The organism is Thermodesulfobacteriota bacterium (assembly GCA_035325995.1).
Taxonomy (GTDB): Bacteria; Desulfobacterota_D; UBA1144; order Nemesobacterales; family UBA2774; genus JADLGH01.
Window position 1 is genome coordinate 13,115 of the sequence record DAOKYU010000009.1, and the last position, 25,007, is coordinate 38,121.

At 61.7% G+C, this 25,007-nt stretch carries 23 protein-coding genes; 20 read left to right on the top strand and 3 right to left on the bottom strand.

Annotated elements, in window-relative coordinates; all coding sequences use genetic code 11:
• Window positions 1-86 precede the first annotated feature (86 nt).
• From PKC29_11850 to PKC29_11910, 13 genes are all read left to right on the top strand, one after another.
• Entirely contained in the window at window positions 87-671 is a 585-nt protein-coding gene (locus PKC29_11850) for a sigma-70 family RNA polymerase sigma factor (GenBank protein ID HML96108.1), read from the top strand.
• Window positions 672-775: 104 nt separating this feature from the next.
• Window positions 776-1,114: a hypothetical protein gene (locus tag PKC29_11855; GenBank protein HML96109.1), complete on the top strand. Its 339-nt coding sequence runs from the start codon at window positions 776-778 to the stop codon at window positions 1,112-1,114.
• The gene (locus tag PKC29_11860; protein ID HML96110.1) at window positions 1,111-2,127 is read left to right on the top strand and encodes a PD-(D/E)XK nuclease family protein; all 1,017 of its coding nucleotides are present in this window, start codon (window positions 1,111-1,113) and stop codon (window positions 2,125-2,127) included. Before PKC29_11855 ends, PKC29_11860 begins: the two co-directional genes overlap by 4 nt.
• A 26-nt stretch (window positions 2,128-2,153) precedes the next feature.
• Complete coding sequence (locus PKC29_11865) at window positions 2,154-2,924, top strand: ATP-binding protein (GenBank protein HML96111.1); 771 nt, start codon at window positions 2,154-2,156, stop codon at window positions 2,922-2,924.
• Window positions 2,925-2,936: 12 nt separating this feature from the next.
• Window positions 2,937-3,410, top strand: coding sequence for a DUF669 domain-containing protein (locus PKC29_11870; GenBank protein ID HML96112.1), 474 nt, complete (start codon window positions 2,937-2,939; stop codon window positions 3,408-3,410).
• A complete protein-coding gene (locus tag PKC29_11875) occupies window positions 3,410-3,892 on the top strand; it encodes an ERCC4 domain-containing protein (GenBank protein HML96113.1) in 483 nt (160 codons plus the stop codon). The genes PKC29_11870 and PKC29_11875 overlap by 1 nt, the downstream gene beginning before the upstream one ends.
• Complete coding sequence (locus PKC29_11880; protein HML96114.1) at window positions 3,844-6,072, top strand: AAA family ATPase; 2,229 nt, start codon at window positions 3,844-3,846, stop codon at window positions 6,070-6,072. Before PKC29_11875 ends, PKC29_11880 begins: the two co-directional genes overlap by 49 nt.
• Window positions 6,069-9,380 carry a CHC2 zinc finger domain-containing protein gene (locus PKC29_11885; protein HML96115.1) on the top strand — a complete coding sequence of 1,104 codons (3,312 nt, stop codon included), beginning with the start codon at window positions 6,069-6,071 and terminating at the stop codon, window positions 9,378-9,380. Before PKC29_11880 ends, PKC29_11885 begins: the two co-directional genes overlap by 4 nt.
• 93 nt (window positions 9,381-9,473) lie before the next feature.
• Window positions 9,474-10,820 carry an ATP-binding protein gene (locus PKC29_11890; GenBank protein ID HML96116.1) on the top strand — a complete coding sequence of 449 codons (1,347 nt, stop codon included), beginning with the start codon at window positions 9,474-9,476 and terminating at the stop codon, window positions 10,818-10,820.
• A complete protein-coding gene (locus tag PKC29_11895; protein ID HML96117.1) occupies window positions 10,820-11,416 on the top strand; it encodes an RloB family protein in 597 nt (198 codons plus the stop codon). Before PKC29_11890 ends, PKC29_11895 begins: the two co-directional genes overlap by 1 nt.
• 490 nt (window positions 11,417-11,906) lie before the next feature.
• A complete protein-coding gene (locus tag PKC29_11900; GenBank protein ID HML96118.1) occupies window positions 11,907-12,677 on the top strand; it encodes a hypothetical protein in 771 nt (256 codons plus the stop codon).
• 3 nt (window positions 12,678-12,680) lie between these two features.
• Window positions 12,681-12,959, top strand: a complete 279-nt coding sequence (locus tag PKC29_11905; GenBank protein ID HML96119.1) for a hypothetical protein — start codon at window positions 12,681-12,683, stop codon at window positions 12,957-12,959.
• A 91-nt stretch (window positions 12,960-13,050) separates the two neighbouring features.
• Entirely contained in the window at window positions 13,051-13,551 is a 501-nt protein-coding gene (locus tag PKC29_11910) for a hypothetical protein (protein HML96120.1), read from the top strand.
• A 600-nt stretch (window positions 13,552-14,151) separates the two neighbouring features.
• Here PKC29_11910 and PKC29_11915 read toward each other — a convergent pair.
• Genes PKC29_11915 through PKC29_11925 form a run of 3 tightly spaced genes read right to left on the bottom strand, consistent with a single transcriptional unit; the run spans window position 14,152 to window position 15,649 of the window.
• Window positions 14,152-15,066 carry a tyrosine-type recombinase/integrase gene (locus tag PKC29_11915; protein ID HML96121.1) on the bottom strand — a complete coding sequence of 305 codons (915 nt, stop codon included), beginning with the start codon at window positions 15,064-15,066 and terminating at the stop codon, window positions 14,152-14,154.
• Entirely contained in the window at window positions 15,047-15,421 is a 375-nt protein-coding gene (locus PKC29_11920) for a hypothetical protein (GenBank protein ID HML96122.1), read from the bottom strand. Before PKC29_11920 ends, PKC29_11915 begins: the two co-directional genes overlap by 20 nt.
• Before the next feature lie 33 nt (window positions 15,422-15,454).
• Window positions 15,455-15,649 (bottom strand): hypothetical protein, encoded by a 195-nt coding sequence (locus PKC29_11925; GenBank protein ID HML96123.1) that lies wholly within the window; start codon window positions 15,647-15,649, stop codon window positions 15,455-15,457.
• A 140-nt stretch (window positions 15,650-15,789) separates the two neighbouring features.
• Between PKC29_11925 and PKC29_11930 the strand changes: the two genes are divergently transcribed.
• The 7 genes from PKC29_11930 to PKC29_11960 all read left to right on the top strand — a co-directional run bounded on the left by PKC29_11930 (window position 15,790) and on the right by PKC29_11960 (window position 24,931).
• Window positions 15,790-16,062 carry a hypothetical protein gene (locus PKC29_11930; protein HML96124.1) on the top strand — a complete coding sequence of 91 codons (273 nt, stop codon included), beginning with the start codon at window positions 15,790-15,792 and terminating at the stop codon, window positions 16,060-16,062.
• Window positions 16,059-16,337, top strand: a complete 279-nt coding sequence (locus tag PKC29_11935; protein ID HML96125.1) for a hypothetical protein — start codon at window positions 16,059-16,061, stop codon at window positions 16,335-16,337. The genes PKC29_11930 and PKC29_11935 overlap by 4 nt, the downstream gene beginning before the upstream one ends.
• A complete protein-coding gene (locus tag PKC29_11940) occupies window positions 16,337-17,860 on the top strand; it encodes a terminase family protein (GenBank protein HML96126.1) in 1,524 nt (507 codons plus the stop codon). Before PKC29_11935 ends, PKC29_11940 begins: the two co-directional genes overlap by 1 nt.
• Before the next feature lie 114 nt (window positions 17,861-17,974).
• The gene (locus PKC29_11945) at window positions 17,975-19,483 is read left to right on the top strand and encodes a phage portal protein (GenBank protein ID HML96127.1); all 1,509 of its coding nucleotides are present in this window, start codon (window positions 17,975-17,977) and stop codon (window positions 19,481-19,483) included.
• Window positions 19,483-24,072, top strand: a complete 4,590-nt coding sequence (locus PKC29_11950) for a minor capsid protein (protein ID HML96128.1) — start codon at window positions 19,483-19,485, stop codon at window positions 24,070-24,072. Before PKC29_11945 ends, PKC29_11950 begins: the two co-directional genes overlap by 1 nt.
• Window positions 24,069-24,581: a hypothetical protein gene (locus PKC29_11955; GenBank protein ID HML96129.1), complete on the top strand. Its 513-nt coding sequence runs from the start codon at window positions 24,069-24,071 to the stop codon at window positions 24,579-24,581. Before PKC29_11950 ends, PKC29_11955 begins: the two co-directional genes overlap by 4 nt.
• Window positions 24,578-24,931, top strand: coding sequence for a hypothetical protein (locus tag PKC29_11960; protein ID HML96130.1), 354 nt, complete (start codon window positions 24,578-24,580; stop codon window positions 24,929-24,931). Before PKC29_11955 ends, PKC29_11960 begins: the two co-directional genes overlap by 4 nt.
• Window positions 24,932-25,007 lie beyond the last annotated feature (76 nt).

Genomic DNA, 25,007 nt, shown 5'->3' on the forward strand with positions numbered 1-25,007 from the left:
CCCTTCGCCCACGCGACAGCTTTGTCCTGTGATCTGGCCCGTGCCGACACCCACGCGGACCTCCTCCTCGCTCCGAGGAGGCCCCGATGGTTTCACAGAATTCTTACGACGGCATCGACAAGTATGCCGCCGACCTCATTCGGCATAAAGCACGTCAACTCGTAGGCAAGGCCGGATTCACCGAGGACGACAGACCCGACCTCGAACAGGAACTGATGATCGATCTGCTGCAGCGGATGCGGCATTTCAATCCCGCCAAGGCCAAGAAGACCACCTTCATGGCCCGGATCGTCGAACGTCACATCTCCACCATTCTGGAGGCCCGGTTCGCCCAATGCCGGGACTGGCGGCTCTGCCAAACCTCACTCAACGAACCCCTCGATAACGGCGAAGGCGACACCACCGAGCGGATCGACTTCCTGGACAGCGAGGGCTCTCTGGGAAGCGGCACCCGCGAGACAAGGGAGCGCCTCGCCCATGAGATCCGCATGGACCTCGACCGGGCCATCGCCTCGCTGCCGGAAGAGCTCCGGTATCTGTGCGTGCGCCTGCACGACAGCACCATGGCCGAAATCGCCCGGGAGATGGGCATCCCCAGAACCACCCTCTACGACCGGCTGAGCAAGCTGCGGGAGGCTTTCAGCGAGGCTGGCCTGACCGACTACCTGTGATCTCCGACGCATCAGCCCCGGCTCCGGTAAGTAAGCACCGTGCCGCATGGTGCGGCTATCCGGGGCCTCGGAAATCAGAACCTGAACAAAAGAGGAGTTCAACCATGACTCACGACACCTACAAGTACCGTTTTGACGAGTCGGTCCCGGCCCAGGAACTGGAAGACACTTTCATGCTGGCGATGCTGGCCGTCGAAAGCCTGCATGGCCGTTCCCGTGTGCGGATGGAGAGCCGGTTCAATCTGGACAAGGCCCGCCGTACCTGCGTGATCGACGCCTCCACCGATGTCGGCAGTGATCTCGCCCGCATCTTCACCGGCTTCGCCACCAAGGAATACGGCGAACGCTCGGTCCTGATCGAACGATCTCAGCCGTCGGGTTGCGCCTGCGCCTCCAAGCATCGCGCAGCGCCAGCCGCCGCCGAAGCGGGGGTGGCGGTATGAGCGAGCTGATGACCACCACCTATTCCATGTGGCGGCTGTTCCGCAACTGCCGCATGGCCTGCAAGTGGCGCTACATCGACGAGCTGGTGCCGCTCGAGCGCGACCCCAATCTGGCCTTTGGCTCGGTCATTCACGACTGCCTGGAGAGCTGGCACGGCGAGCGGGATCTGGCCAAGGTCCTCGACCACATCGACCGGACCTATCCGAACCGAGCGCAGGACGATCATCAACAGGCCGACTGGCATCTCGCCCGAGCCATGATGAGCGCCTATGCGGAACACTACCCGGCTGAAGCGTTCGAGGTCGTCGCGCTCGAGAAGACCTTCGAAGGTCCCATCGTCAACCCGGCGACCGGCGCGACCTCGCGAAGTTTCCTTCTCGCCGGAAAGGTGGACGGCATCGTCCGTCAAGATGGTCAGTATTTCCTGCTGGAACACAAAACCGCTTCACAGATCGACGCCAGCTACCTGGAGCGGCTGTGGACCGATTTCCAGATCATCCTCTACGCCTGGTACCTGGAGCAGACCCTCGGCATCACGGTCAGCGGCATCATCTACAACGTCCTGGTCAAGGCCAAGCTGCGCCAGGGCAAGGGTGAAACCGAAGCCGAATTCGAGGCCCGCCGGGCGGAGCTGATCGCCAAGTCGAAAACCGGCAAGAGCAGCGCCAAGCGCAAGTTGCCCGAGGACGACGACACCTTCCAGCAGCGGCTCCAGGAGAAGTACCTCGAGCCGGGCATGTTCCACCGCGAGGTGCTCTACATCTCCCGCGACCAGTTCGATGAACTGCGGGCGGAGCTGTGGGAACTCTCCAAGGCCATGCTCGACGCCCGTCGGCGCGACACCTTCTACCGCAACACCAGCTACTGCTTCCAGTACGGAAGGCCCTGCGCCTACTTCCAGCTCTGCCGCTCGGGCGGCAACCCCAACGTCATCGAAAACCATTTCCAACGGATCGCCCCGCACGAAGAGCTGCGGGACGGAGCCGGTGAAGACGCCGCTCCGGTGTTTTGAAATCCCAACCATAAGGAGACGAAGCCATGCTTCCCAAGACCAAAAGCAAACCCAAACACACACTCTCGGACCTCACCGCCCTGGTGTACGGCCCGAGCAAGATCGGCAAGAGCACCTGGTGCTCCAAGGCCGATGACGCACTGTTCCTGGCGACCGAGCCGGGTCTGAACGCCCTGGAGGTGTTTCAGACCCCGATCACCTGCTGGGACGACCTTCTGCAGGCCTGCGCGGAAATCGCCGAGGGCAAGCACGAGTTCAAGACCATCGTCGTCGACACGGTGGATAACGCCTACAAGATGTGCTCGGACTACGTCTGCAAGAAATTCAAGATCGAGCACGAGTCCGACCTGGGCTACGGCAAGGGCTACGCGCTGATCAACAACGAGTTCCAGCGCGTCATCAACAAGCTCGCCTTCCTGCCCTATGGGCTGATCCTGATCTCCCACTCCCAGGAGCGGGACATCGAGACCCGGACCGGCAAGCACACCCGCATCGTGCCGACGCTGCCGGAGAAGGCGCGGAAACTGGTCACCGGCCTGGTGGACCTGATCCTGTTCTGCGACCTGGACATGAAAACCGGCGAGGACGGTAAGCCTGTATGGCAGCGCGTGATGCGCACCAAGCCCAGTCCCAACTACGACGCCGGTGACCGCACCGGCCGACTCCCCGAAGTCATCCCCCTCGATTTTTCGAGCTTCATGAAAGCGTTCAACAACACGGCAGCCGGAGCTGCGGCGAGTGCCGCCCGGCCGAAGCCGGAGCCGACCGCGAGTGCGGCGGCGAAACCTCAACAGTAAGGAGATCCGACCATGGAACACTACGAAAACCAATCCAACAGCAACCTCGACCTGGCGCAGTTCGACGACGCCTTCGAAACCGCCGAAGTCGAGGAACGTGAGTTCGAGGCCGTCCCCGACGGCAAGTACCAGGTCAACGTCGACCGGGTCGAACTGACCCGCGCCCAGACTTCGGGCAATCCCATGCTCAAGTGGACACTGCGCATTCTCGCGCCGACCCACAAGGGCCGTCTGCTCTGGCGCAACAACGTCATGGCCAGCAACGAGAACATCAAGTGGCTCAAGCAGGACCTTTACACCTGCGGGCTGCAGCTCCAGAAGCTCTCCGACCTGCCGGGTCACCTCGAGCAGCTTCTCAACATCAAGCTGGAGGTGACCAAACGCACTCGCGGTGAAAACGAGAACATCTACTTCAACCGTCGCATTGTCATGGCCGACGATGCCGGGGCTCCCGGCGCGGCGATGGACGACATGATCCCGTTCTGATGATGGACCGGATCACCGTTGTCGTCGACACCCGTGAACAGGAGCCCTACAGCTTCGATACAGACAAGGTTTCGGCGGTTCGCAAGGCGCTGCCCGCCGGTGATTACTCGCTGGTCGGCCTCGAGGAGCGGGTGGCGGTGGAGCGCAAATCCCTGACGGATTTCGTCTCCACCGTCATCCGGGGGCGAAAGCGGTTCCACCGCGAGCTGGAAAAGCTCTCCGCCTACGAATCCGCCTGTGTGGTTGTCGAGTGCAACTTTCGCGATCTGGTCGATGGCCGCTACCGCAGCGATGCCCACCCGCACGCGCTGATCGGAACGGTCGCCTCCATCGTCGTCGACTTCGGTGTCCCCGTCTACTTCTGCTCGGACCGGCAGGCCGCCTGCCGTTTTGTCGAGGAGTACCTGACACGTTTTCACCGGAGGATCGCGAGATGCCAAAAAGAAATGAGAGTAACCCGGCGCGACTCCGGGGAAGAATAGAGCGCGTTTACTATGCCGGACCCAAGTTCTCCGCAGGCCGACTGCTCACCCCGACCGGTGAGGAGGTCCAGTTCGCGGGCAATTTGTTTGCCCGGGAAAATCAACCTGTGGTCCTGCTCGGGTCGTGGTCCACCCATCCCAAATACGGCCGTCAGTTCAAGGTCGACGGGATGGAGCACGACCTCGAACTCGATCCGGAAGGGCTGATCCACTATCTGGCCAACCATCCGGAGATCAAGGGCATTGGTCCGGCCAAGGCCAGATTGATCGTCGAGAGCTTCGGCGACGCCTTTGAAGAAACCCTTCTGAGTGACCCCGAGCGCATCGCGCTCAAGGCTCGGCTGCCGCTGGACGCGGCCCGGCGGCTGCGTGACGAGTGGTTGAAGAACCGCAGCGTCAACACCGTCATGGCCTGGCTTTCGGCATTCGGCTTGACCCATCATCAGGTCACCACCCTGGTCGAAAGACTCGGCGGGAACTGCCTCGATATTCTGAAGGAAGACCCGTACATCCTCATTCGGGAGATCCGGGGATTCGGCTTCAAGAAGGTCGACAAGATCGCCCGCAAGCTGGGCACCCCCAAGGACCACGTTCCCCGTATCCGGGCCGGTCTGCTGTTTTGCGTCCGTGATGCCCTGGACAATGGCCACTGTTGGATCGAATACGAGGATCTGGTGGACCAGACCAATCTGCTGCTGGTCATGGATGCCCTGGACAGCCGGGTCCGCATCGAGAGCGCCCTCGACGCGCTCATCGAAGAACAGGCGCTTGCCTGCGATTCCCACGGCGGACGGTTCGTGGTCGCTCTGCCGGAGATCGTCCGCATGGAGCGGGAGCTGGCCTCGCTGTTCGGCCAGGCCGAAACACCCAACCCGCATTTCAAGTCCGTTAAGAAACTCGATGCCCTGATTCGGCGCTGCGCTACGACGCTGAACGAGAAGCAGCTCGACGCGGTCCGCTTGGCCCTCAAGCACAGCATCAGCCTGATTTCGGGTGGAGCCGGTTCGGGCAAGAGCTACACCATTTCGGTCATCAACACGATTTGCGAGGAGAGCGATCTGGAGGTCGTGCTCGCCGCGCCGACCGGCAAGGCGGCAAAGCGCCTGGAGGAAGTCAGCGGCCGCAGCGGCACCACCATTCACCGCCTGCTCGGCTATGACGGCAAGGGTTTCTCGCGCAGTAAGGAGAATCCCATCGATGCCGACGTCCTGGTGGTCGACGAGTTTTCGATGGTGGACGTGCCCCTGGCCTGGCATCTGTTCGAGGCGGTCGACCTGTCGCGGACCACGGTGCTGTTGGTAGGTGACCACAACCAGCTTCCGCCGGTGGGACCCGGAAACATCCTGCGCGATCTGATCCAGACACGCGCCATTCCCACGGTCATCCTCGACAAGGTCGTGCGCCAGGCTGGCGTCCTCAAGGAGAACTGCACCGCCGTTCTCAAGGGCGAGGTGCGCAAGACCAGCGAGGCGTCGGTGACCGGATGCCGGGATTGGTACCTGGTGGATCAGTTCACCGATCCGATGGCGGCACGCTCGTTTCTGCTGGAGCTGTTTCAGGAGCGGCTCGACGCCCTGGGGTTCGACATCATCAAGGATGTGCAGGTGCTGACGCCGACCCACAAGGGACCGCTCGGCACCAAGGAACTCAACGAGGAACTGCAGCGGCTCATCCAGCGCAAACTCTGGAACACCGAGGTCCCGCCGGTCGCCATGGGCCGCCGCGCCCCGTTTCTCAAGCACGACAAAGTCATCCAGACCCGGAACAACTACGACCTGAACGTGATGAACGGTGCCATCGGCTATGTGGTCGATGTCCTCGCGAACGGCACGTTGGTCATCGACTTCGACGGCATGCCGGTGGAACTGGAGAAGGGGTCGCCCGACCTTCAGGACCTGCAACTCGCCTATGCGCTCACCATACACAAAACCCAGGGTTCCGAGTTCCCCTGCGCCGTGGTGGTGGTCCACAAGGCGCATTCCTTCATGCACCACCGCAATCTGCTCTACACCGGGGTGACTCGTGCCCGGCGCACCGCCATTGTCCTGGGTGACCATTGGGGCATCCAGAACTGCGCCAAGCGGTGCCAGGTGGATGACCGCCGGACCTTTCTGCCCCTGTTTCTGGACGCCGCCCAGCACGCGGATGCCGATTTCGCCCGTGTCGCGGAGGCCGAATGAGCATGGGCGGAACGGATAACGTCAGGGAGTATTACCGGCTCGTCACCGAGATGGACATCGGTGACGTGGCCCGGGAACTCCTGCCGGGACGGATCACCCAGGAGACCGGCCAGCGCTTGATGTGCGACTGCCCCAACCATCAGAGCCAGTCGCGCCTGTCGCTGCACGTGATGCTCGACAAACAGGGCTGGTACTGCTTCGGCTGCGGGGTTGGCGGCGATGTGCTGCAGCTCGTGGAGTTCATTCAGACGGGCTCGGTCACCGCCGGGCAATCCGGTCCGATGCCGGACAGCCACCGTCAGGCCCGGGACTATCTCGCCAAGAAGGCGGGCTTGCCGCCGCTGTCGCGCTATGGCCTCAGCCAGGAGCGTCTCGCCCAGACGGAGGCCGACCGCGCCTTCGAACTGCGGGTCAAGGACGCGCTGACCTCGCTGGCCAGGCTTTACCACGCCAGACTCAAAGAGTCGCCGGAGGTCCTCGACTGGCTGAAATCCAAATACGCCCTGAGCGAGGAGACCATCGACGATCTCCTGATCGGCTACGCGGACAACGCGTCCGGCGCGGTCGCCCAACTGACCGGGGGTGAGGACGGTTTCTCCAAGCGGGAGCTCGCCGCCACCGGCGCTTTCCGTCCCACCAGCCAGGACGGCCTGACGCCATTTTTCGAGCGCCGGATCGTCTTTCCCTACTGGAGCCGTGGCCGGGTGGTGTTCATGATCGGCCGCAAGACGCCGTGGACCCCGGACGTTGGCTGGGAGCAAGGGAAATACAAGAAACTGCCGGTTCACGACGAACACCAACGGCCTTACGTCGCCGACTTCATCAACAACGCGCTGCTGTTCAACGAGGACTGCCTGCTGGCGAGGCCCGGCAAGGTGATCATCACCGAGGGGGTGACCGATTGCTTGGCGCTGATGCAACTGGGCCTGCCCACCGTATCTCCGGTCACCGTCCGCATCCGGGCCGCCGATTGGGAGCGCCTGATCCCCAAGCTGCGCGGCGTCGAAACTGTCTACATCTGCCAGGACAACGAACTCTCCCAGGCCGGTCTCAAAGGGGCGCTGCAAACCGCTCGCACCCTGGCCGAACACAAAATCGACACCCGCCTGGTGACGCTGCCCTTGTCGGAGACACAGCTCTCGGCCCGGCAGGAGCTGACCGAACGCTTCGGCCTGACGGCGAGCGTGGGGCCGAAGGAGCTGGCCAAGCTGCTGGCGGGACGTCCCGCCGAGGAAATCCAGGCGGCCGAGGCGCTTCTCGCCACCGCCAAGATCGACGTCAACGATTACATTGCCGCCGGGCATACCCGGGAGGATTTCGAACGCCTGCTCGCCGAGGCCAGCACGCCCATCGAGTTCGGCGTGCGCTCGCTGCCCGAGGGCGCTGAAGAAGAGGAACGCAACCGCCTGCTCGAACCGATCCTGGGAGAGATTTCCGAGCAGTCGCCGCTGGAACAGGCCCGCCTGCTGAAGCTGGTGCAGGAGCGCATCGGCGGTGGCGTTTCGATGGCCACCCTCAAAGAGCAGATCCGCGCCATCCAGAAGGACCGCAAGGTCGAGTTCCGCAACGAAAAGAAAAAGGCCAAGCGGATGTCCGGCGCGATGCCCGGATCATGCCGCGCCCGGGTCGACGAGGTGCTGATCGACACGGAACTTGAGAACGGCGCTCCCGACTACACCCTGGCCGCCGAGGCGGCCTACGACTGGTTCACCGCCAACGGTGCCCAGTTCTTTCACACCCTGCAGGGCGAGCCGTTCATGTATTTCGACAACGCCATCTACTGGATGGATTCACCGGACAGGGGCCGCAAGCGCCATTACGCGGCCATGCTCTATAAGCACACGGGCATGGTGCCGACCTCCAACGGCGGACGGACATTTTTCGAGGTACTGCCCAGCCTGGCTATGATCCGAGGCCAGGTGCGCGACCATTTTTCCTGGCTGCACACGGATGTGGCTTCCTACACCGTCTATTTCAACCTGAACAATCCGGAGCACGAGATCGCCAAGATCACCCCGGACGAAATTCAGATCATGAAGAACGGCGGCAACGAGGATGGCATCATCCTGGACGGCTCGCGGAAGATGAAGCCGCTGAAATTCCTGCCAGACGCCGATCTCGAAGAGGCGGACCGGCTCCTGGTCGATCTGCTGGTGGGCAACATGACCTGTCCACAGGGGGATCGCTTTCTCATCCTTTCCTGGCTCTCCTGTTTCCTGCTGATCGATTTTGCCGGGACGCGGCCCATGACCCGTTTCGAGGGTTCGGCCGGATCGGGCAAGACCACCGCCAGCAAGATCACGTCGACGCTTCTTTACGGCGAGCCCCAGCACAAGAAGGCCACCGATGCGGCGAACTACACCGACGGCTCGCAGAACCCGCTCATCGTCCTCGACAACATCGAGGTCAAGCAGATGACCGAGGATCTGACCACCTTCATGCTGACCAGCATCACCGGCATCGCCAAGGAGAAACGCAAGAGCGGCACCGACAGCGAGACCATCACCGAGCGGACCAAATGCCTGCTGAACACCACCGGCATCGAGCCGCTGTGCGGGGAGCTTTCGGAGATCCTGTCGAGGTCCTTCGTCATCAACTTCGACCTCGCCAACCAGGCAAGCGACTGCTTTCTGGAATCGGAGGTCATTTCCGCCATCCAGCAGAACCGGGACCTGATCATCTCGGCCATCATGAAGCGAACCAGTCATGTTCTGGCGATGATCCGGGACGGAGCCCAGAAGCAGGTCATGCGCCTGCTGCACCGAACCATGCCGACCCATGGCAAGCGCCGTTGCAACGATTATCTGAGCCTGATGTACCTGATGATGCTGGCCGGGTCCGAGGAACACGAGGTAACCACCGGACTCGAGGATCTGAGCCCGCTGTTCATCGAGCAGATCCATTCCATCAACGACACCAGTCAGGAGATGGCGCGGGAGTCGAACCCCATTGCCACGGCGCTGGCGTCGCTCTTCCATGCCTACCGGAATGCGGTGGAGCTGGACGAGAAGGCCCGCTACGGCGAGGACGACCGGGCAAACCACGTCGTCGGGTTCATCGAACGCTACCAGGTGCGGTTCGAAAACGAGAACACCATGGAGCCGGTGTCGGCTGGACGGCTGCTCGCGGCGCTGCGCAGGGTTGGCCGGGAATTCAACCTCGAATTCGAATACAAAAAGCCCGCCCAGCTCGGTCGGCGCATCAGCAACGACCTGGACGTCATCCGGGACGCCGGGTTCGACATCGACCGGCAGCGCAACGCCCACACCAAAAACTTCGAGTACCGGATCGGTCGTAGAGGTGCTTAACGAGAAATTTTCTCTTTTGGATTGACTTTCGAGCCGCCTATGCCTATATTAAAGGCATGATAAAGCGAATATTTCACTTTAGGAGGCGGTAAGATGATAGTCAGTTTCTCACTCGAAAACTGGATGTCCTTCCGCAACCAGGTCACATTTTCGATGGTCGCCAGCAGGGAGCGCCAGCATGGAGACAGGGTTCCCAAGCTCGGCAAGTACCAGACGAGAGTTCTTCCGGTTGCGGCAATTTATGGCGGCAACGCGTCGGGCAAGACCAATTTTTTCAAGGCCCTGAGTTTCGCCAAGGCGCTGGTCGTCAAGGGCACCCAGCCCGACAGCCTGATTCCTGTCGAGCCGTTCCGGCTGGACGCCAAGGTGGCTGATCAGCCGTCACGGTTTGGCTTCGAGCTGCTGATCGACGAGATCATTTACGAGTTCAGCTTCGCGGTGACCCGCAAGGCGGTTCTGGAAGAGAAGCTGGTGGCCATTACCAGCACCAGTGAAAAGGTGCTCTACCACCGTCGGGACGGAAAGCCCAACTTCGATGATTCCCTGGCCAAGGACCAGTTCCTCCAGTTCGCCTTCAAAGGGACCCGGGACAACCAACTCTTTCTGACCAACTCGGTTTCCCAGAAGGTCGACAATTTCCGGCCGGTCTACGACTGGTTCAAGGACACGCTCGAGCTGGTCGCGCCCGATTCCCGCTTCGAACCTTTCGAGCAGTTCCTCGACGAGGGGCACCCGCTCTACTCGACCATGAACGAGATGCTGCCGCAGCTCGACACCGGCATCGCGCACCTGGGTGGTGAGGAGATCCCTTTCGAGAACATTCCGCTGCCCGAGCCACTGAAGACCAAGCTGCAGGAAGACGTCAAGGAAGGCATGACCGTTCGTCTGCTGACCGAGCCGATCAACGAGCGATTTGTGGTGACCCGCAAAGGTGGTGAACTGATCGCCAAGAAGCTGGTGACCTATCATCCGAAGGCGGACGGCACGGAAGCCAAGTTCGAGATCCGCCAGGAGTCGGACGGCTCACAGCGGGTGATCGATCTGCTGCCCGCGTTTCTTGAGCTGTCGGCCCAGGTCTCGAAGAAGGTCTACGTGATCGACGAGGTCGACCGCAGCCTGCACACGCTGCTGACACGCAGATTGCTCGAAGCGTACCTCGCCAATTGCTCCACGGAAACCAGAACGCAGTTACTGTTGACCACCCATGACGTGCTGCTCATGGATCAGCAACTGCTGCGCCGTGACGAGATGTGGGTAGCCGAAAGAGACGCCACCGGAGCTTCGAACCTGCTCTCTTTCAGCGAGTACAAGGATGTCCGGTACGACAAGGACATTCGCAAGAGCTACCTGCAGGGACGACTGGGTGGAATTCCCCGGATTCTGTTGGGAGGCGCTTTGACCAATCCCTGCCTCACCGAAGAAAGTGAGGGGGATAACTGATGCCACCGAATAGACGCAGATTCCAGAGACCCCTTGGCGAGCGTCGCTACCGCAAACTGTTCGTGATCGCGGTGGAAGGCGTGAAGACCGAGCCGCAGTATTTCGCCATCTTCAATGACCAGCAATCGGTGATCCGGGTGAACTGCCTCAAAGGCAGCCACGATAGCTCCCCGCCGCAGGTACTGAAGCGGATGGAGGACCATCTCCGGCAGGAGGAGCTGAGATCCTCCGACGAAGCCTGGCTCGTGGTGGACAAGGATCAGTGGACCGACGAACAGTTGGACCAGCTTCATGCCTGGGCTCAGGCACGCGACAATTACGGCTTCGCCCTCAGCAACCCCAAGTTCGAATACTGGTTGCTGCTTCATTTCGAGGACGGCACCGGCATCGCATCGTCACGGGATTGCAGCGACCGGCTGAAGCGGCATCTTCCCGGTTACGACAAGGGGATCGACGCACGCAAGATCACCCGCGACCGAATCGATGAAGCCATCCGCCGCGGCAGGCTGCGCGACAATCCTCCTTGTGCCGACTGGCCACGAGCCCTTGGCGGCACCACGGTTTACAAGCTGGTCGAAAACATTCTCCAGGTCTGAACCTCAACCAATTCGATCCCCAATCATCCAGGACGCTCTCGGGCGTCCTTTTCTTTTGCGGTGGTGCGGTGATCACCGCTGTCCCTTGCGGTGGATGACCACCGCACGCCAAACCCTTGCCAGACAAGGCTTTCATGGCCTTTGCGGTGGTTGCGGTGGTAAATCCAGAGGTCTCACCCCCTATGGGCTGAAATATTTTTTCGACCCACCGATCCGGCATTCCTCGCCAGAGAAATTCCGGCCAAGCGTGAGAGACATTCCCCAAATACCACCGCAACCACCGCACTCTCTCTTCTCTTTCTTCATAACTATCTAAAAACAAATAACAAACAAAGAACTACCCCCTGCGGTGGGACAAGAAAATCTTCCACCGCACGACCACCGCAGCCACCGCAGATATCCACCGCAGCGGGTGGTCACCGACGGTTTCAGGGCAGCTCCGGTAAGTAACGGGAAAAGCGATTAACCCGTATTTCTGGAGCGTGAAGCCATGAGCCTTCTGAAAACCATGATCAAGCACACCGCCGGAGGGCAGGAAGCCTCGGCCGGATGTGAACCCCCCTCATTACCACCGCAACCACCGCAACCCGCCATCTATGTCTCCACCGGGCTCGATATCCACGACATCAAGGACGCCCGCGATTGGCCTGAAGACAGGGAGATCGACGGCACGCTGTGTCGCCGTCTGTCGCCTGAATACTTTGCCTGGCTACGTTCCCGCATGGTCACGGCCCAAGCCGCGCACAAGGCCGGAAAATTCCCCGACGATGCCTGGAACACGCTGCGGCAGCGATTCAACGCCCTGCAGGAGCTGGCCATCCGGGAGTTCGGCAAGGAACACCTCCAGGAGGTCCTGCAATCCTTTTCCCCGAAAAACTACCGGCCACCTGCGCTTCGTCCCGAGCCCCAGGAGAAACCCGTCGAAGTTCCCAGAAAGGACTGGATTTATCCCGGGAACCAAGCTTGGAAATGTAAGCAGCCGGTGACTTCCCAGGCTGTCGCCAAGGTCGACGCCATCCGTGAGGAGGCCATGGCCAAGGGCTGGTCCGAGGCACGCCTCTATCAGAACCAGGGCCGGTTTCGGTTTCCCTGCGGCGAGGACTACGGCTTGGTCTGCTTCGTCGATGGCGATCAGGAGATTGGCGAGGTCACCGAACGTTCTATCGAAATTATCCACGGGCCGAAGTCCGGGCGTCCCAGCACGCTGCGGTTCTACAACCCGGACGTGCCGCAGCCGTGGATGAAGAAATTGGAGGATTGAGCCGTGAAGAAAAAGAAACGCTACGCCAACGCCAAGGATGTCCTGCCCGAGGAACTGTTCGAGCAGATCCAGAAGCACTACACCGGGATTCTCTGGGTCCCGGCACCGAGCCGGTTTTACCAGGAGCGCCGCGATCTGGTGCTTGCCCTTCACCTGCAGGGGATCAGCAGCCAGGAGATCTCCAACCTCGCCGGAGTGACCACCCGCCGGGTCAATCAGATCATCGCCGCCGAACGAAAACAGGATCGGGACCGACAGTTGGCCATCGCTTCCGGTAAGTAACCCCTGAACCGGCGGGAGCGCGTTTGGAGGCTAAATCGGCCTCCCGCCCCGCATCCCGGCTTGGGAAAACAATATTCGGCAGGATTTCCACGTGGCACTGAACAAACCGGACAAAGAAACGCTGGACCGCTGGCACCGCAACGAGGGCAAGACCGAACCGCCCCGGCGCGGGCCTGGTGCGCCCGAGGGCAACCAGAACCGGCTGCGCCACGGCATCTTTGCCGACCGCTGTCTGACGCCGGAAGAGAAGGTCATGTTCGACGCGATCATTGACCGCCTCAACCAGGACTTCGAGTTCAACAAGTCCAGCGACTTCCTGCAGGTGGAGCTGGTCGGCGTCTACTCGGTGAAGCTGGTCCGCGCCCAGATCGAAGGGAACACCGACGCCGCCGAAAAGCTCGACCGGATGATCCGCTGCCACATGAAGGATCTCAAGACCACCAAGATCGCCCGCGAGGGTGAGGAGCCGAAAGGACTGCAGACCTCTCCGGCGGAATGGGCGGCGGCGCTGCTTGAGAAGGTGGCCGAGGCCACCAACGCCCCGGGCGCGAAACCCTCCGGCCGCAAGAAACGCGGAAAGAATTGCGGATAACACCATGGAGGGCTTTTCCGATGACCCCGGCACACGGCGACTTGCGGCAGACTGCTTCACCAGGAATTGCGGATAAGACGTGTTCCTTGCACTTTCGGAATCGGCATTCTCCGGCTGCCGATCATCATTTCCACTCCTCGATTTCTTCCTGCAGCTCTCGATATCCGCTTGGCATGTGTGCGCATAAGCCGAGCCGCATAACCCAAGTAGATATTGGCATGTTCGCGCCGGAGCTCTCTCACACAACCCAAGTAAATATTGGCATGTCGAGCCCCAGGCAGAACCGGCCAAGCCCCGCAAACAGCCATTCCTTCGGCAGCGGCCCTCACATAAGCCAAGCAGATATTGCCATGTGTGTTCCGCGCCTGGAGCGCACAAGCCAAGCAGTTATAGCCATGTGCGGCCGACAGACAGCGAAGGAGAAATTACGGTCAATCGATATTTCCCGCTCCGCCCGGGAGGAAGAGACCCTCCGTCATGATCATTCATCATCGGCGGATGTGTTCTTCTGCGGGCACTGTCATTCACTGTCTTCGACACTGTCTCGGCCAACGAAAACAGGAGCAGCCGAGGCCGCTCCCATCGTCGGGTCCGGAAGGATCAGAGGCGTTCGAGGGCTTCCTCGAGCTGACCGTCCACGAGGTGGGTATAGATCTGGGTGGTGGACACGTCGCGATGTCCCAAGGCCCGCTGCACCACGAGCAGGTCATTGGTCGCGCCGTAGAGGTGGGTGGCGAAGGTGTGACGCAGCCCGTGCGGCGTCAGTTCCTTTTCGATCCCGGCTTTCCGCAGCCAGTGGGCGAGCCGGTTTGCAATCTGCCGCTGGCAGAGTCTGCCGTCCCGGTTCGACAGGAACAGGGCTTCCATTTCCGGGCGGCCGTGTCGACGACGCTCGGCCAGGTAACGGCGCAGCAATGTGCGGAGGTCGGTCTTGATGAACTTGACCTGCGGCACATTCCCCTTGGCCCGCACCCGCAGATGCTTGGCGTCGAGGTCGATGTCATCCATGTCGAGCGCGGCCAGCTCGCCAAGCCTGATCCCGGTGCCCAGCAGCACCTCGATCATGGCGCGGTCGCGCAGCGCGGAGAAGTCGGTCCGTCCCTTGAGTTCCTTGAGGAGCCGTTTCTTTTCGGCGGCGGTCAGGAACACCGGCAGTTTTCTCGGCAGCCGATGCATGCGGATGGACCGGGCCGGATTGTCATCGACCACGCCCGCCTCGACAGCCCAGGCGAAAAAGGCTCGTACCGCAGCCTTCATCCGATGGAGCGAAGCCGCCGAGCGAGGGCCGCGCTCACTCTCGATAACCACCTCGGCGGAGAACACCTGGTCGAGGAGCCCGGCCGTGACCGCCCGGCAGACGATGCCCGGGGTCAGCTTCCCGGCCACGCGGGCCACCAGGGCGAGGTCCCGGCGGTATGCGGCTATGGTCGCAGGGGAGCGTCCTTCGGCCGACAGGCGGGCACAGAACGCCTCCGTCGCGCCCGTCAGGTCGAGGTCAGCCGTTCGGTTGCTCATCGCTGGACTCCTTCACCCGGCTGTGGCCCATGGGTGTGCTCTTGGGCAGAGGCAGCTCCGCGATGCGCCCCGATTCCCTGGCCCAGACCATCATCATGCGGAACACCCGGACGGTCTTGGCGACGGTGCGCTCGGCCCGCTCCTTGCCGTCGGGGAGTTTGAGCAGCAGGTCGGACTTGTAGAACTTGCCGACCTGGGGGAGCCGGATCTCGGCGAGCTGGCGATCCGCGCCGAAGAAGGCCTCGACCACGTCGAGGTCCTTCCTGTAGGTGTAAAGGGTCCGCTCTTTCTTTCCGGATTCCCGCAGGTGGCCGATGAAAGCCTCGGCGGCTTGATGCACGGTGCATTCGGTCATGTCGATGTCTCCTTTGTCGGTGGCCCGGTGTGTTCAGGACAGGAACTCGTCCAGCTCCCGCAGCAGTTCCTCGACGTGGCCGAGGGAGCCGACGCTCGCCCAGGTGATGTCCGTCTGCTTCGCGTCCGCTTCGAGCTTGCCGCGAATGCCCTCGATCAGCCGGGTGATGTTTTCCTGCTTTTCTCGGTACGCCTTGAGTGCCTGCTGGCGGTTTCTGTCGTAGGTCATGGCCTGCCTCCGGTTCCGGTTTTCTTGGATGCGGGACCATCCCGCGTCACATCCAATGACGCTTCTATTTCGTTGGAAATCAAGTGCTTGCAGAGATCTTTCTGCATGTGCCCCAAACCCATAAACCAAAGGAGATCAACATGTTGAAGAAGACCCTCGAATGGACCATCCCGCTGGTCCTGGCCGGGATCATGACCGGCTGCGCCACCTACCGGCCTCCGGCCCAGATCCAGTCGGCGGTGGCCACCGTCAACCGCCACACGCCCGAGTATGTGACCGAGGCCAACAAGGCGCTGCGCGAGGTCGGCCACCCGGACGCCGAGCGCCTGACCGGTGTCGGCCTGCGCCTGCAGACCGCCGTGGACGCCCTTGACCAATGGGCCAACGGCTCGAACCAGGAGGCAGGCCAATGAAAGAGATCCTTCAGGAAAACAGCGATGCCGTCCGCCAGGCCGGTGAGGCCCTGGTCGAAATCGGCACCGAGCTGGCGGCGGGACGGATCGAGAACGCCCTCGGCCGTCTGGAAGCGGCCCAGCAGCAGTACCTGGCCTGGGCGGAGTTGGACCAGGCCATCATCGACATTCAGGAAGCTGTCCACGACCGGAAGAACACCCTGGCCGTGCAGCAGATCCTGACGGAACTGGTGGGCACCATCCTCGGAAACGCCTTGAGGACAGGAATGCATTGATGGCGGTAACCGACAAGGAGCGCAAACTCGCGGCGACCCTGAGCGATCCCGTGTTGTGGGGGCAAGCCTACCTCTACAACCGGGATGGCTCAGGCCGCGACTACTGGCCGCACCAGGTGGAGGACCTGCGCTGCCCTGCCAAGAACATCATCCACCTCGACGGCCGGGACGTGGGCAAGTCCATCGTGCTCTCGACCGACGCGCTCCATTACGCCTTCACCACCCGAGGCGGCCAGGGCCTCATCGCGGCTCCGCACCAGGGGCACCTTGATACCATCATCGAGGAGATCGAGTTCCAGCTCGACACCAACCCGGATCTGATGAACAGCATCGCCCTGACCAAGTACGGCAAGCCCAAGATCCACCGCAAACCCTACTTCCGGCTGGAGTTCACCAACGGTTCGGTGCTCTATTTCCGCCCGGCCGGGGCTTATGGCGACGCCTTCCGGTCCCTGCACGTGAGCCGCGTCTGGGTCGATGAAGGAGCCTGGCTGACCGAGCGTGCCTGGAAGGCGCTGCGCCAGTGCCTCAAGGCCGGGGGGACGCTACGCATCTACTCCACGCCCAACGGCCTGCGCGACACCACCTATTACCGGCTCACCTCGTCGGATCAGTTCCATGTGTTCCGCTGGCCGTCCTGGCTCAATCCCCTGTGGACCGAGGAGCGCGAGGCCGAACTGCTGGAGTTCTACGGCGGCCGCGACAGCTCCGGCTGGCAACACGAGGTGGCCGGTGAACACGGCAAGCCCTCCTATGGGGCCTTCAATGTCGAGCAGTTCAACCTCTGTCGGCAGGATCTGCTGGAGTATCAGAAGATCGTCATCACCGATTCCGAGCTGCGCGACTGCGACACCGAGGAAGCGGCCCACGACCGGCTGGAGATGCTGCTCAACCTCACGCCCCGCAGCGGGCAGTTCTGGATCGGTGGCGACCTGGGCTACACCAACGACCCCACCGAGATCGTCGTATTCCAGGAGACGGAGATCGGCGAGCGGACGCTGCTGAAGATGATCCTGCGCGTGCATCTTGAACACGTTTCCTATCCGCACATCGCCCAGATCATCGCGCTGCTGGAGCGTTACTACACCCCGGCGGGCATCGGCGTGGACAATGGCGGCAACGGTCTGGCCGTGGTTCAGGAGCTGCTCACCCTGGACAAGTACAAGGGGCTTGAGTTGGAAGGCAGGCTCAAAGGATACGATTTCGGCGGCATGACCCGGCTGGCGGTCCGCGACGGCAAGGAAGTCAAGAAGCGCACCAAGGAGCTGATGACCAGCCTCATCAACGGAGCCCTGCAGCGCAAGCAGGTCATTTTCCCCTCGGACGACCTGGAAGTGGAAGACCAGTTCACCACCCACACCTACACCCTGCGGGACGGCAAGATCATCTATTCCAAGGGCAACGACCACATCATCGACGCGGTCCGCTGTGCCATGCTGATCCGGGAAGAAGGCAACCTCGACCCGGTCGGCGAAGAGGTGGTTTCGCTCAAGCCCGTGCTCACCAATCCGGTCTTCATCTGATCGCATCCTCCGACGCTTTCCACCCCGCTCCGGTAAGTAACCGGCATCGAGCCGGGTTCGGCCCACACGGGCCGGATGTGCGGCTGTCATGGCCGAAACTACCGAGAGGATCACGTGGAAAGCACTGCCCATCAGGACGACCAACCCGAAAGCCTGGACACCACCGGCTTTGTCATCGCGCCGCTGGCCGCAGCGGCCGCGCTCGACTCGGCCGCCTTCAGCAAGGTCAACGCCACCGAAGCGATTCCGGCCACCTGGGAAGAACGCGCCCGCAAGGCCTGGGAATACTACGTCGAGGAGCCGTTGGTGAAGAACTGCGTCAACTCCTGGCGCACCTTCGCCGTGGGCGACGAGATCAAGATCACCAGCGATGACGAGACCCTTAAGGAGCAGGCCCTGGAGGCCGCCTGGCGGTTGAACATCACGCAGTTCATCAAGGACATGGTTCTTCAACTCCTGGTGAAAGGCGACGCCATCGGCTTCAAGCGCTTTACCAAGTCCGGCCAGGACATCGAGGAACTGGTCTGCGTCAACCCGGTTTCGGTCAAGGTTAAATACGCCCAGGGCGAACTGATCGAGGCCCGGCAATTTCCCGAGGACACCCCCGGCGGCGGGGAATCCATCCCGCTGCCCGTCGAGCAGGTGGTCCACCTCAAATGGGACGCACCGGCCTTCTCGCCCCGGGGTAACTCCCTCGTGCTTCCCGCTTTTCAAGCCATCGAACTGCTGCGCGACTACCGCCGGGCCGAACAGGCCATCGCCAAACGCTGGGCCACGCCGTTTCGCCTGCTCAAGGTGGGCGGCGCGTTCGGCCAGAAGATGGTGATGCCGGACCAGCGGATGCTCGAACAGGTTCGCGACATGGTCAACAAGATGGACATGAAAAGCGGCCTGGTGGTCCCGTTCTACGTCAATGTCGAAACCCACGGCACCGACGGCCAGGTCCTCAACGTCGAGGACAAGGTCAAGGAGGTGAAGGAAGACATCGTGGTGGCCCTGGGTCTGTCACGCTCGCTGGTGACCGGCGATGGCCCTAATTTCGCCACCGCCTCGGTGAGCATGCAGAAGATGATGGTCATGATCCGCGAGATCAAACAGGCCGCACGCAAGCTCCTCGACTGGGTGTTCGATGACTGGATGGAGCTGAACGGCCACGGCGACAAAAGCATCCAGTTCATCTTCAACGACCTCGACCCCAGCGACGCGGTCGATTTCAAGAAGCTCCTCATCGAACTCTACGACCGCAAACTCATCAGCCGCTCCAGCCTTCAGCTCAAGATGGACCTGGACCCGGACATCGAGGCTGCCAACCGCGAGACAGAACGTAAGCAGATCGACCTGATGGACGAGAAACAGGTGAAGCCGGTGGTGGATATGGTCGTCTCCGGCATCCTGAGCGTGCCTCGCGCCCGGAAGATGCTCGGGATTCCGGCCGAGGACAATGAACCCACGGCGGAGGCTGCATTGGTCTGGTCGGGCGACCTGGAGTCCACCGGCGATGCGGCCGTGTGCGACGAGTGCAGCCACTTCATCGCTGACACCAACCACTGCCGGGTCCACAACAGCGAGCGCACTTTCGACGCCCCGGCCTGTCGTTTCATCGACCGTCGGGAGCCCCGCTGATGCCGTCGGACCTCAAGCAGCGCATCCATGCTGCCACCCTAAAGAGCCTTACGGCCCGCAACCGCTACAACGACCAGGTCACGGCCCAGCTTACCCAGGCGCTGAAACAGGCCGAAGACGAGGTCGCCCGCGCCATCCTCCAGTACCGCTCCCTCGGCTCCCTGCCGGACAACAAGCTCGCCGCCCTCAAGGGGCTGGAAAAGCTCCAGCTCGAACTCGACGACACCATGAAGCGGCTCAAACGGGAGCAGACCCTGCTCTTTCGCAAGACGACCAAGGACTCCTTCAAGCTCGGCATCCAGCAGGGAATCGGAGAGCTCGCCGACTCAGCGCTGCCGTTCTACGCCGACCTGAAGCCCGAGGGCATCGACAAGCTGGCCACCAAGGTGTTCACCATCGTCGACACCAATGCCCTCGACTTCATGGCGCAGTACAACCTCACACTCGCCGGTGACGTCCACCGCGAACTCGCAGACGGCATCAAGCGCACCATCCTGAACGGCGTCGCCACGGGCAAGGGAGCCGACGACATCGTCCGGGATATGGGCAAGGTGATCGTCGACAAGGACTCCTTTCGCCAGGCCGGAAGCCGGGTGTTCAGCAAGGCGCAGTACCGCATGGAGATGATCGCCCGCACCGAGGTTCTCCGCGCCCACAACATGGGCAGGCTCAAGTTCCACGAGCGGGTCGGCATCCAGAAGCTGGAATGGCTGGCTATGGAGGACGAGCGCATGTGCCCGGTCTGCGGCGGCCTGGACGGCAAGACCTTTCCCATCGACAAGTTCCCCCAGCAACCCGCGCATCCGCACTGCCGCTGCACCAACATCGTGGCCTGGCCGATGACCGTCTGCGGTAGCGAGATGGCCGCCAAGGCAGCCGCCCAGGCATCGCAGGGGGACGCATGCATTCTCCCGCCCCATGTGCTGGAAGGCATGGCCGACGCCCAGGCCAAGGAGAACGCCAAGCTCAAGAGCGCCTTTGAAAACGGCGACATCGCCGACCTCGGTTCGCTGACGGTCAAACAGCTCCAGACCCTGGCGAAACAGAACGGCGTGGCCATTGCCCGGACCAAGGCCGATTTCATCAAGATGCTCGATCTGGCCGAACCGGGGATCGATCACGGCGACCTGGCCGGAGCGGCACTCAGCGCCAAGCTCAAGGAACACAAGATCGGCCTGCTGCGGACCAAGGAAGAACTGGTCGAGCTGCTCGGACTGAAGCAGGCGGAACTCAAACAGGCCAAGCTGCTCGCCGCCCAGTTGGCGAAGATCCCTCCCGCCGAGGGGCTGGAGGGCATGACCGCTCAGCAGCTCAAGGAGATGGCGAAGGAGAACGGTATCTCCCTCAACATGACCAAGCAGGAGACCATCGAGCTGCTGGATAAGCTGGAACCCGGCGTGGATCACAGCGGCCTGATGGGCAAGGAACTCGCGGCGGCCAAACAGAAGCACGGCATCGGCATCCTCAAGAACAAGCAGCAGCTCGTTGAGGCGCTGCAGAAGAAGGCCGGTGCCGACATGGCCGAGTCGGTCAAGAAAAAGGCAGTCGACGAGGCCAAACAAAAGCTGCTCCTGAAACAGAAAACGGCACTCGAAGACGCCGCCAAGGCCGTGGTCGTTCCCGACACGCCGACCGGCTACAAGGATTTCCTCGACGCGATTGCCAAGGTGGAACAGGCGGTTTCCGGCGGCACAGATCTACCCCAGGATCTGCTGGCGGCCCACAGCAAGGAAATCGCCCTCAAGAAACAGCTCTTTCAGGATCAGATCGGCAAGCTGAAATCGACGGAGCTCAAGACGCTCGCCAAGGAGACCAAGGTCCAGTATTGGCAGTGGGCCAACAAAGACGAGCTGGCCACGCTCTTCACCGAGACCGATCCCGCGAAAATCAAAGCGGTTCAGGCCAGCATCGACACCAAGCACGCAGCCTGGGCCGAAAAACATGGCGGCAAGAAGAAAACCGCACCGGCCAAGCCCGCCACGCCGAAGAAAGAGCCACCGAAACCGGCTCCGCAGCCGATCCCGGTCAAGCCGCCCGAGCCCAAGATCGGCAAGAAAGGCGCGGAGTTCGCCACCGTCGATACCGCGTGGCAGCAGAAGGGCCTGTCTTCGAAATTCAAGAAATCCGGCAAGGCCGCTGTCGGCGGCGCACACGAAAAGGAGTTCTGGACCGACGAAAACGGCGACAAATGGCTGTTCAAGCCCATTGGCCGCAAGGATGACGAGTTCATCGCTTTCGGAGAGGAAGCCGCGTACAAGATCGGTCGCCTGATCGACCCTCATTCCATCGAGGTGCGCACCATCCAGTTGAACGGCCGCACCGGCTCCATCCAGAAATGGCGCACCGATCTGCGGGACGACTTCGATTTTCGCAACATCCTGCCCCAGGATCTGACCACCATCGAACTGGAGCAGATCCAGCGCGAGCATGTGGTCGACTGGCTGATCGCCAACCACGACGGACACTCCAAGCAATTCATCCGCGCCCGGGACGGTCGCGTCTACGGCATCGACAAAGGCCAGGCCTTCAAGTTTCTGGGTCAGGACAAGCTCTCGCTCGACTATCACCCCAACGGCGTCTGCGGCGAGGAAGAGCCGTTTTACAACAAGGTCTTCCGGGCGGCCAAGGAAGGGAAGGTACGGGTCGATCCGAACGCGACCCTGCGCTACATCCAGGAAGTCGAAAAGATCGCCGACGAGGATTACCTCGATCTGCTGCGGCCTTACGCCGAGGGACGGTTCGCCAAGGACCCGGCCGGGCTGCGGCATTTCTACGATCTGGCCTTGGAGCGGAAACACAATCTCCGGCGGGACTTCGAGGGTTATTACGCCGATGTGCTGGGGGATCGGGGCTTCCGTTTCGACAAGCTGAGCGCCGCCACCGGCAAGAAAAAGCTGCTCTCCTCCGCCGAAGAGACCCTGGTCGAGGAGGCCCGCAAACTCGGCTGGCAAGGCAAGACGTTGCCCTTCGACAGCGGCGACGTGGAGGACCAGAACGCGCTGATCTTCACTGAGAGCTTCAAGGGGAAGAAGCGCACCGTGGTGAAGATGAAGATCCGGCCGGACACCGACCGCCGCATCGACGAGGTGCTGCGCAGGTATGTGCAGACGGCTGCCGGGGAAAAGGGACAACCGCTGGTCGAAGACAGCTTCTTTCCGACGATTCTGGACGCCGTCAAAAACGTCAATTTCCACGTGGGCGACGGCAAGTACAACCGGACCAAGATCGACAAGGCCCTGCGCCTGCGCAAGAAACTGGAGACCCTACAAAAGAGCGCCGACCCCAAGGTCAAGGAGATGGCGGACCATTATCTGAAATGGGTCAAGGAGATCGAAGAATCCGTCGACTGGGACCGGGCCACCAACGGCGTTTTTGAGCAGTATCTGCCCAAGCTCGACGCGCAGAAACCCAAGGAGAAACCGCCGTTCAAGGTGGAACGCGGCAAGGTGACCCACACCAAGCGCAGGATCAGTTCCGGCACCATCACCGTCGAGGCCGACGACATCGACAACCGGACGCTGTTCAATCACAACTCCCGCATGCAGGACGGGCACCAGTACACCGTCACCTTCGAGGACGGCACCCGGGTCCGCTATCGCCCCTGGTCGGACACCAACCTTTATGCCCAGCGCGGAGAGCTGGAAATGATCCTGGATGGCGATGCCACCCCCGGACGGGTCGAAGCGATGCTGGAAAAGCTCGAACAGCTCGGCATCGACACCCGGGTGGCCACGGCGGAAAACGCGGAGCAGATGTATCTCGAAAAGCTCGCCTACATCCGCAAGACCGACAAGAGCGCCGACTACAAACGACTGCAGAAATCCCTCGACGACCGCAACGCCACCACCACCGAGCGGGTCCAGGCTCTGCGCGGCTATTGGCAAAAGGAACTTGGCGTCCAGGACATCACCCAGCTTTCCGGATACAACCCGCTGGGCGAATATCAGGCGGGCTTTCTGGACCGCGACGCCAAGGGCGGATACCGGCACCAGCTCCGGTTCGACATCACTGAGGAGGACCTGGAAAAACAGATGAAGGGCTATTCGCTGGTCCACGATCTGACCAACGGCGAGAGTATGTCCGGCTTCATCGACTTGATCATGGAGAACAACGGAGCCATGGTCAGCACGGTCGAGAAGATGCGCATGGGCGTGGCTCCGGGCGGAATGTCCCCGGTGGCTGACATGCAGACCGGCGGCGCGAGCTATTTCTTCACCCGGATCAAGAAGCAACCGGCCAGCGACGCCTCACCGGCCCTCTATTTCAAGAAACAGATGCTGCGGCGCATGGACGCCATCAGCTACGACCATGACGCCTACGGCAAGGTGATTGATGACTACGTGCAGCGCAACCGGGGGGCCAGCATCGACGACTGGAAGCGGTTCTCGCAGCGCCATGGCAACGAGACCATCTTCAAATACTCGGTGACGCTGCTGGACAACATCGAATTCATCGTCGCCAGAAGCGACAACGAACGCCGGGAGATCATCCAGAGTTTCACCCGGCGCGGCATCAAGAAACTGCCCGACGGGCGCAAGGTGGAGGACATCGTCCATACCCCGCAAAGCTGGAGCAAACGCAAACAATGACCATGAAGGACTTTATCGAGCAGGAGAAACGAAGGCTGCAGGAAGCGCTGCACTGGTTCAACAACCGGGGCAGCCGCATGACCCTAAGGGAATCCGGGGATCTCTTTCTGGATACCCTGGTGGACAGCTTCACCGTCACCCGGATCGCACCCCATTTCGACGCCGTAGGCAACCATCTGCGCACCGATTTCTGGCTGTTGTGGAAGGCGCTTGGCTACGACGAAGGCTTTCAGCACGCCCACACCGTCAAGGTCGTCGATGTCCGGGTCGAAGATACCCTGACGGCCGAACATGACGGCAAGGAGGCCGAAGGCTGGCTGATTGTCGAGCTGACCGACGATCTGGGCCGGATTCACCATGTCGAAATGATGGAGCCGGTCTCGGAGCCCGAGCTCGCGGCGGACTGGCAACGCTGGATCGCCTACCGCCAGAAAAACGCCGAAAGATTCCGCCGGATCGACGCCCAGCTTCTGGCCGAGCATCTCCGGATCGCGGAGGACTGGTCATGAAACTGCGCTATATGCTCGACTCGATAATCGCAGACCGGCAAGCCACCGCCCCGGAATACGTGCCCGTGGGCGTCTGGGTTCAGGGGCCGGGTCCCGGTCTGGATGTGGAGATGTACTATCTCGACCGTGGGCCGAACGGGCTTGCCGACCGCAGGGACGAGGCCGCCTGGGTGGTCAACCGTCTGGTCGAGGCCGGGGCCACCTCGCTTCCGGCGGATTTTCTCGAATACCACCGGCTGTCCCGCTCCCCCTATGACGGGTTCTTTTCCGAGATCACCGAGAGCGACGAATACCCCTCCCTCGACGCCTGCGGCAAGGCCGTTCTGACCCGTCTGAACCCCGCCCGCTGAAATTCGCCGTCACCCTCCGACACATCGCCGACGCTTCCGGTAAGTAACCGCTGAACGCTCCCCGCAGGTCGCGGAG